Below are 8,075 nucleotides of genomic sequence, written 5' to 3' on the forward strand. Positions count from 1 at the left end.
ATGAAGCAATTGATGGCCCGTCAATAGTCTCTGTTGCCTGCCAGGATAGTGACGATTGGCGTCCGAAGATTGCGATTGCGGCTTCATCGGGAACCGCTGGAACCTACGCACCTGCATCATCTCTCGATGCTCTGGAAGCCTGGCTGTCATCGTCAGGGTTGAGTGCTCAGCTTTCCATGGAGGAAGAGCGACAGGCATTGGACGAACTGGATGCTGGAAAGTGATCCCCGCGACGTTTCAGTCAGGGCTGATTTTTGCGCATAATACTGACAGGACGTCATCGGTCTGAGACCCATTGTTCTTTTGAAAAAGCCTTTCTAAACAACTGTTTCAGACATTTCCTGAATTCGACACTTCGGCAAATTCAGGATAAAACAGGTCTTATCGGGGTATCTTGAACAAGTGTGTCGACAGGGCGCAGGTCGCCTAAGCGAGCGGACCTAATGCTCTGACCGGCAACACTGCGCATCCGAGGTTGGCTGAGCCGCTTCAAAGGCGTGGTGCCCCAACAAACTTCAAAAAAGAAAGGTTCATGATGTCCGAACAGGGCAGGGAAGATCGCGTGCTGAAATGGCCAACGGTCACAGCGCGGCAAAAGGCATGCAAAGATCTATGCGCGCATATTGCGGCTGGCTATTCGATTGAATGTTTTCCCGACGCCGACCGCAAAACCATCCGCTACTACGCCGAGCAGTTCCCGGAAGACTTTCCACCCGAAAGGCTTGAAGAAGCGGCTCGTCGTGGACTGCTGGAATGGGAGAAAATCGGCAAGGAGGGGGCACGGGGAGACCTGGTAAAATTCAATGCCACTGCCTGGACTTTCAACATGAAGAACCGGGCCGGATGGAGGGATCGCTCTGAAGTCGAGGCATGGGGTGTTCTTGGAGGGGCAGACGAGGCTGCAAAAATCGAAAAACTCAAGCCACGCAGCTCGGCGGAAATCGCGTTGGGTGTAATGGCATTGCTAACGCGCGAGGGCATAACACGAAATGACGACAGCTCTGGACACGTTGATTGACCATATTGAAAAGATGGCTCCGGCCGAACGTGTCGGTCTGCAAAAGCAATTGGACGAAGCTGGCGTGTTGGATCAGTTCAACGTCTGGCAACCGCAATCCGGCCCACAAACGGAGGGGTATTTTTCGCAAGCTGATCTGACTCTCTATGGCGGAGCCGCTGGAGGTGGCAAAACCGATCTGATCGCCGGTCTGGCTTTGTTTGCCCACCATAAGACGGCAATCTTCAGGCAGTCATTGAAATCTCTGAAAGGTCTCATCGAGCGTATGAATACGCTGATGCGGCAGGCTGGAATGGGGAAGATATCCAGCAATCCACCCAAATGGGTTGGCCCAAACGAACGCATGATCGAATTTGGACATCATGGGTTGCTTGGTTCGGAGGAAGACTGGCAAGGCCGGGACCACGACCTGAAGGCCTTTGATGAAGGTGCTCAGATGGACCCGCGAAAGATCATCTTCGTGCTTGGCTGGCTCAGGACGACCCGGCCAGACCAACGCTGCCGGGGACTGATTGCCACCAATCCGCCCTTGGGGGGACAGGGGGACTTTCTGATCGAATGGTTCGCTCCCTGGCTTGATCCGCTGCATTCGCTTTACGGAAAGGTCGGTCCGGGCGAATTGCTGTGGGCGGTTTTTATCGATGATGGAGATGCGATCCGCACGGTGTGGGTGGATGGACCCCAACCGGTGGAGATCGAGGGCGAAATACGAACCCCGAAAAGCCGGACCTTCATTCCTGCGAGGCGTCAGGACAATGCTTTCCTCGACGAAAGCTATGACGCCCAGTTGGACCAGATGCCCGAACCGATGCGTACCGCACTCAAGACCGGTGACTTCCAGGCGGCACGCCAGGATCATGAATGGCAGGTGATCCCGTCAGATTGGATTGACCTGGCGTTTCAACGTTTCGACGCGGGTGTCGATGACGACAAACCTATGGACGTGCTGGCTGTCGATGTTGCGCAGGGCGGCAAAGACAAGACGGTGCTGCAGGCGCTTCACGGGCGTCGGTTTGCCGAAAGTATTGTTCGCAAAGGCGCGGATACAAAGGATGGATCGGATGTCGGGTCGCTGATTATCAGGGAACGGCGCGACAACGCACTGATCGTAGTCGATTGTACCGGAGGTTGGGGTGGTGACACGGTCGGCTTTCTGACCCGTGAGAACAATATTCCGGCCGAAAAGTGCGTCTTCTCCAGTCAGTCTGGTGAGTTCGCAAAGGACAGCAGGATCCCGTTCTACAATCTGCGTGCCCAGCTTTACTGGCGTCTGCGTGAAGCACTTCACCCCAAAAGCGGAATGGGATTGGCGATCAAACGCTCCGCCACGGTGAAGGCACAGCTGACAGCTCATCGCTGGAAGATGAAAGGCGGCAAGATCCTTATCGAGAGCAAAGAGGAGATCAAGGACCGACTGGGAGCGTCTCCAGACGAGTCTGACGCGATTGTTGAGGCATTGGGATGGAAAGACAAAGCGGAATTCAAGCAAGTGTTGAAGACAGGACAGCAGATCCAAACTGCGCCCTTGAACGATCCGCTCGCGGGCTTTTAATCAAGGAACTATGCGTACGCGATGCGAGCTTTATTGCGGCAAACATGCGGTCGCAGGACTTTCGTGAAATTGCCTGTCTCTGGAAAGAATGGGACACCAGAGCGCTGGGCATTTGTGCTGTCGAAACGTCTGTACCAGACATGGTATGGTCTGTTTGGTACAACGGGCAGCCAGCAGCAGCCTATGGATTCAGCCGGGCGTCGGCCTTCGATCCGGATCACTGGCAGGCCTGGGCTTTTGGTACCGAGTGGTTCAAGCGGTGTGTTCCGCTGATCACACGACATTTGAATACTCTTCGCCCGGCCATTGAGCGGGACTGTCGCCGCTTGCAAGTGTTGACCCACAAGGATCATGATATTGCCCACCACTGGATTGAAACACTGGGTGGGCAAAAGGAAGGCGTCTTGCGGTCTTTTGGCCGGGGTGGGGAAGATTTCTTTCTCTATGCCTGGGTGAAGGATGAAGACTTGAAGTCCCCTTGAAATCAGGTTCCGGCTATTGCCTTTCCCCGGGCCCGGGTTTTGATCTTTTCCATCCTGCGGTGGCTGGCGACAGCCTCCCTGCCGCCACGGGTGGCAGTAAAGAGATCCAGCGTCTCGAAATCCTGATGGGTGGTTTCGGCGATTGCCTGATCGCTGTAGTCGAACCGCGTTGGGTCCGACCATAGGTTTTTGATGAAACGCAGATAACGCCACCTGGCAATGGCCAGGATTGCAACGTTTCGTGCCGTGCTTAAATAGTACTTTGCGTAAAAGGTCAGCGGGTTCTCCAAAGGCATTCCCGGACGTCGGTCCGTTCGGTATTTCAGCCTCAGAAACCCACCGTCGAGCGAAAAGACATTATGGAGACGGGACCCGGTGCCATACACCAGAAGACGGTTCATCGTGGAAATCTTCTTGTTGCTGCCAAGTGCTGCCGCGCGACGCAAAATGGTACGGCAATGCTGTGGTGAATAGAACCGTTCCCAAGCTTCAAGGTAAAGTCGGTCGAGTGTTTCACCCGTGAAATTCGGGTGCCTGATGACGCAATGGGTGAGATCGTATTTGTTGAGATCAGGATCCGTCCATACTCCGTTAGCAACGGCGTTGGCGTGATCCTCCGATCCCGGCAAAGGTGTCAGGACCGACAGCGAGAGAATGTCTACGGCAAGTTCCCGCTTTATGACGTCGATGTCGCGAAGAACAGCTTCCCGAGTATCGTTCGGGAAACCGATGATGTAGCCGGCAGTGAGAACGACGGGATGTTGTTTCCAGGCCAGAAACATTTCCCTGTAGTCGGTGATTTTGTTCTGGCGCTTCTTTGACCCGGCCAAGTTGTCGGGATTGATGTTTTCCAACCCGATAAAGACCTGATCGACACCGGCGCGGACGCATTTTTCAATGAAATTCGGGATCTTGTGGCACAGTGTGTCGACTTGAACTATCAGTGTGAACTTCAGTCTTTCGACTTCTTTCAGATTGATCAGGCAGTCGAGGAAGGCTTCCCAGTTGCGGTTTCGGGCGAAGTTGTCGTCGGTGACGAAAAACTTGGTTACGCCGATCCTGGCGTGATTGCGGATAATTGTTTCAAGATCTTCAATCGAACGGAAGCGGCTGCCGCGTCCCTGAACATTGATGATGCAGCAAAAACTGCACTCAAATGGACATCCACGACCAAGATCAAAACTGCCATAACCAAGGGTCGAACGCTCGATCTGCTCCTTTTCGACAACCGGCACCGGCTCGCCAGGCAGTGAGGGGAGATCCTTGACATGGTCGTAGACCGGTTGGAGGCGACCTTTAAAGGAATCACGCAAAACAGCGTCGAAGCGCCCACCCTCCGCTTCTCCTAAAAAGAAGCTAATGCCAAGTTCTTGAGCTTCTCTCATTTCGGTCGGCATCTCGGGGAGCATGGCCATGCAACCCGTGACATGAAAGCCGCCGATGCTTACAGGAATGCCGGCCTTCAGAAACGGACGAGACAGATCTACAGCTCTCGGAAACTGGTTGCTCTGAACGCCGGCAAAACACACAAGAGCGCGCCCACCTTTATCGTTGATCTGCCTGATCAGTCTTTCAGGCAAGATGCGCATGTTTCCTTCGTCAATGGCACGGATAACAATCTCTACGTCCGGTCCCAGAATCCGACGTTCGCGGCAGTTGAGAACAATGCCGTTCAGGCAGGCCAGCGAATTTGCAGGAATAGTGGTTCGATGCCAATGGATCGGATAGCCGTCGTCGTCATACTTTGTCGGACGAATAAGAATGACATGAAAAATCTCGCGCGGCATAACGGCCTCCTTTCTGACAGGAGCTGAAAAAGCTCCGAGCAGTGCCGGTCGCACCAAAAGCCTAACAGTTCAAAGTTTACGAGCAAGAATAAAGTTGACGTAGGGGTGGGTTGAGTTTTTTCAGGCACAACTTACCAAATTCGTCGCCAGTCCAATCATTCTCGTCTTGATTCCAGGTTCTGTTTGGAGTTTTTCGGCGGAGACATGTTTCTGTTGCTGGAGGCCCGGTGATTGCGGCCATGAATGCGGATGACGAAATTTTTTCTGATGAACCGCTCGTCAGACGGTTGCTCAAGCTCCACGCCCCGGACTGGGCGGAATTGCAGATAAGCAGATTGCAATCATCCGGAACGGATAATGCGCTCTACAGACTGGGTGAAACTCTTCTAATGCGCTTACCTCGTCGGCTCTCTGCCATCTCGCTTCTTGAAAAAGAAACCGTGTGGCTTCCTCAATTGACTGGTTTGCCCCTTGAAGTACCGAAAGTTCGCTTGGCCGTCTGTCCAAGTTTCGAATTTGAGTTCGGCTTTACTGTCTTTGACTGGCTTGATGGTGACATTGCCGAATGCCAAAGCCTGGAAGACACGGAACAGGCTGCGCAAGACATGGCGCAATTCTTGAAAGCGTTGCAGGTCAAGAGCACCGTTGGGGCACCTGTTGCCGGAGACTGTAACCATCATCGAGGTGTGGCGCTCAGCTTGTTGTCGACGAACACACTTGAGGCGATTGAAGGACTTGCCGACGAAATCGATGTGAAGGCAGCAAAAAATATTTGGCATGAGGCCTGTGCTTTGCCTTTTCAAGGCAAGCCCGCCTGGCTGCATGGTGACCTGAAATCAGACAATCTGATTGCAAGAGAGGGGCGCCTTAGCGCGGTAATCGATTGGGGGCTTTGTGCTGTTGGAGATCCGGCTGCAGACAATTCAGTCGCCTGGAGCTGGGTTGAGCCGGAAGCGAGGGATGTCTTTCAATCCGAGATGGACCTTGATGAAAGCGAGTGGCTGCGCGCCAAAGGCTGGGCGCTCTACGGCGCAGCTATTGCGTTGAACTATTATCGTGGCGGAAAAAACGAAGCTCTGTGTGAACAATCGCGCAGGACGCTCATGCGGTTGGGGCTGTATCTGTAGTCGCAAAGAACACGCTTGCCGGATGTCACTAGCCGCCCGTACTATCGCCGCGACTGGAAATCCCGGAGGCTCCCTTGATCGATCCTGCTACACTTATCGCTTACGTAACAATTGTCTTCGGGTTTGTTTTCATTCCAGGTCCCGCGACATTGTTGACCGTGGCCCGCGCAACGAGTTCGGGTGCAAGGGTCGGCATCGCAACGGGCGCCGGGATAGCTGCTGGTGACATCCTCCATACAATCATGGCGATCATCGGTGTCTCCGCCATCATTGCAACATCGGCTGTCTTGTTCAGCGTGATAAAATACGCAGGCGCTGCCTACCTTATTTATCTGGGTCTCCGGGCCCTGCTGGAAAAGACACCGGTTGACCTGTCCCGGGGAAGTCAGCCGATTACCGCAGCCAAAGCATTTCACCAGGCGGTTATCGCCGAAGTTTTGAATCCCAAGACTGCTTTGTTCTTTCTTGCTTTCCTGCCGCAATTCGTGACGCCGGAAAACGGATCAGTGATGCTTCAACTCTCGATGCTAGGTGTGATTTTTGTCGTGCTCGGGCTGTTCAGTACCGTTGTCTTTGCTATTGGAGCAGGCAAGCTTGGCAACTTCATTCGCCGACACCCCGCGGTGATTAAATGGCAGGGAAAAGTCGTCGGCAGCATCTATTGTGCCCTTGGAATACGCCTTGCGTTGCAGGAACGGTGAGTTGACCTTCGGAGGAGCTGTAGCCGAAACTCACGCCACTAGGCTCCACACGCCCAGTGCGATGAGCAGGGAAGCGAGCAGCCGATCAAACAGTCTGTGATCGTCCAGCCGACGCTCAGCCAGGACAATCAGCGTCAAGCCGACCATCCAGGCCATATTCATGGTTCCGCCCGCTAAGAAGAGCAACATTATCGGACCGGTGCAGATGCTGCAGTTCTTGCCAAAGTCCAATCCCGATGCAAGAGAGAATTCGGAAGTTTGGCAGGCAAATCGTGTGCGTGATTTCAAGCCGGTCAGTTGGAAAAGACCCGCGCCGGCGAGCAGGGCGGAAGAGAATATCGGCGAAATACTCCACATCATGAACGGGTGAAACAGTTCAGCCTTCTCCGCGACCCATTGTAGGCCCGTTGCAGCAATTGCAAACAACAGCCAAACAGAGGAATAGCCGACCAGGAATGTAACGGCGGACGTAACGCGGGCCTGTCTGAATGCACTGCGTGCGAAGATGGCAAGGGGCAGAAGCATCATTGCCAGCATCATGATCCACCACATCAGCATCATCTGGATTGCGTAGACGGCTGTCCAGGGCCTGAAGACTGCGCCAATCTGAGACACTGGAGGAAAATGCAGACTTGTCATCGCCAAGACGGACATGCCGGTCCCGCTTCCAGCAAGCACGAACGCCCAGGAGAGCGCGGCGAGAACAAGCGGTAGAGACACCGGCAAGAGACCTGCCGGTGAAACTCCAATTGGCGTTTGCCGCTCAATATTGGTCATGATGTCGGACCCAGGCCATTGGATTGCCTTCCGCCGGTTCATTGCGGCCCTTGGGAGTGAGGTCGATATAGGCGTAGGCAGCGTTGGTGGCATCAAGACCCCGTCCATACATTGAATAGGTATGAAAGACGGTTCCGTCCTTTCCTTTGGCGAAGACACTGGTGCCGTGCATCTCGTCCATGATTGCCTCGGGCATGATGCCAAAATTGTAGGCGCGGGAGAGAGCGTCCGGGCGGGTTTCGTCATAGCCGACATCGAAGTCGTGATTGAAGCCGTTCTGGAACGACGAGACCCAGTTGAAGGTCCAGCCCATGCGGGCCTTGAATTCCAGGAGCCGCTCCAAGGGTGCCGAAGAAACCGCAGTGAACGCAATGTCGCGCGCTGCCAAATGGGCAGAAAGGCCTTCATAGCTGTCGGCCCAGAATGAACAGCTTTTGCAACCTTCCTCCCACGCTGGACCAAACATGAAATGGTAGGCGATGAGCTGCGAATGAGGCCCAAACAGTTCACTCAAAGACCGAGAGCCACCCTCGGTCTGAAAGACATAAGCCTTGTCCAACTTCACCCAGGGCAGGGCCTGGCGGGCGTTGGTGATTTCGTCCTTGAGCCTGGTGAGCTCCCGTTCGCGGCG

Annotated in this window: 8 protein-coding genes and 1 pseudogene; 6 read left to right on the top strand and 3 right to left on the bottom strand. The window is 54.3% G+C overall.

Annotation, left to right across the window (positions count from 1 at the left end):
* The 4 genes and pseudogenes from K5905_RS21555 to K5905_RS21570 form a co-directional block, all read left to right on the top strand.
* Positions 1 to 224, top strand: a pseudogene (locus K5905_RS21555) (anti-sigma factor); the annotation flags it as partial.
* A gap of 308 nt (positions 225 to 532) precedes the next feature.
* The gene (locus K5905_RS21560) at positions 533 to 1,018 is read left to right on the top strand and encodes a hypothetical protein (RefSeq protein WP_297587579.1); all 486 of its coding nucleotides are present in this window, start codon (positions 533 to 535) and stop codon (positions 1,016 to 1,018) included.
* Positions 990 to 2,570 (top strand): hypothetical protein, encoded by a 1,581-nt coding sequence (locus tag K5905_RS21565; protein ID WP_297587581.1) that lies wholly within the window; start codon positions 990 to 992, stop codon positions 2,568 to 2,570. Before K5905_RS21560 ends, K5905_RS21565 begins: the two co-directional genes overlap by 29 nt.
* 44 nt (positions 2,571 to 2,614) lie before the next feature.
* The gene (locus K5905_RS21570) at positions 2,615 to 3,052 is read left to right on the top strand and encodes a hypothetical protein (RefSeq protein ID WP_297587583.1); all 438 of its coding nucleotides are present in this window, start codon (positions 2,615 to 2,617) and stop codon (positions 3,050 to 3,052) included.
* Positions 3,053 to 3,054: 2 nt separating this feature from the next.
* Here the strand turns inward: K5905_RS21570 and K5905_RS21575 are convergent, their stop codons facing one another.
* Positions 3,055 to 4,839, bottom strand: coding sequence for a radical SAM protein (locus tag K5905_RS21575; RefSeq protein ID WP_297587585.1), 1,785 nt, complete (start codon positions 4,837 to 4,839; stop codon positions 3,055 to 3,057).
* Between the two features lie 227 nt (positions 4,840 to 5,066).
* On the opposite strand from K5905_RS21575, the gene K5905_RS21580 reads away from it, so the two are divergent.
* Together K5905_RS21580 and K5905_RS21585 are read left to right on the top strand one after the other, a co-directional pair.
* Positions 5,067 to 5,966 (top strand): aminoglycoside phosphotransferase family protein, encoded by a 900-nt coding sequence (locus tag K5905_RS21580; RefSeq protein ID WP_297587587.1) that lies wholly within the window; start codon positions 5,067 to 5,069, stop codon positions 5,964 to 5,966.
* Positions 5,967 to 6,040: 74 nt separating this feature from the next.
* Complete coding sequence (locus tag K5905_RS21585; protein WP_297587589.1) at positions 6,041 to 6,667, top strand: LysE family translocator; 627 nt, start codon at positions 6,041 to 6,043, stop codon at positions 6,665 to 6,667.
* A gap of 30 nt (positions 6,668 to 6,697) precedes the next feature.
* Here K5905_RS21585 and K5905_RS21590 read toward each other — a convergent pair whose 3' ends face one another.
* Both K5905_RS21590 and K5905_RS21595 read right to left on the bottom strand, forming a co-directional pair.
* Positions 6,698 to 7,444 carry a DUF2182 domain-containing protein gene (locus K5905_RS21590; RefSeq protein WP_297587590.1) on the bottom strand — a complete coding sequence of 249 codons (747 nt, stop codon included), beginning with the start codon at positions 7,442 to 7,444 and terminating at the stop codon, positions 6,698 to 6,700.
* On the bottom strand, positions 7,431 to 8,075 hold a 645-nt coding region (locus K5905_RS21595; RefSeq protein WP_297587592.1), incomplete at its 5' end, for a DUF899 family protein. The genes K5905_RS21595 and K5905_RS21590, both read right to left, overlap by 14 nt.

Source organism: Roseibium sp. (assembly GCF_025698965.1).
GTDB lineage: Bacteria > Pseudomonadota > Alphaproteobacteria > Rhizobiales > Stappiaceae > Roseibium.

Coding starts and splice junctions, on each gene's coding strand:
- K5905_RS21575 (WP_297587585.1), bottom strand. CDS start 4,839: ATGCCGCGCGAGATTTTTCATGTCATTCTTATTCGTCCGACAAAGTAT.
- K5905_RS21560 (WP_297587579.1), top strand. CDS start 533: ATGATGTCCGAACAGGGCAGGGAAGATCGCGTGCTGAAATGGCCAACG.
- K5905_RS21590 (WP_297587590.1), bottom strand. CDS start 7,444: ATGACCAATATTGAGCGGCAAACGCCAATTGGAGTTTCACCGGCAGGT.
- K5905_RS21565 (WP_297587581.1), top strand. CDS start 990: ATGACGACAGCTCTGGACACGTTGATTGACCATATTGAAAAGATGGCT.
- K5905_RS21570 (WP_297587583.1), top strand. CDS start 2,615: ATGCGGTCGCAGGACTTTCGTGAAATTGCCTGTCTCTGGAAAGAATGG.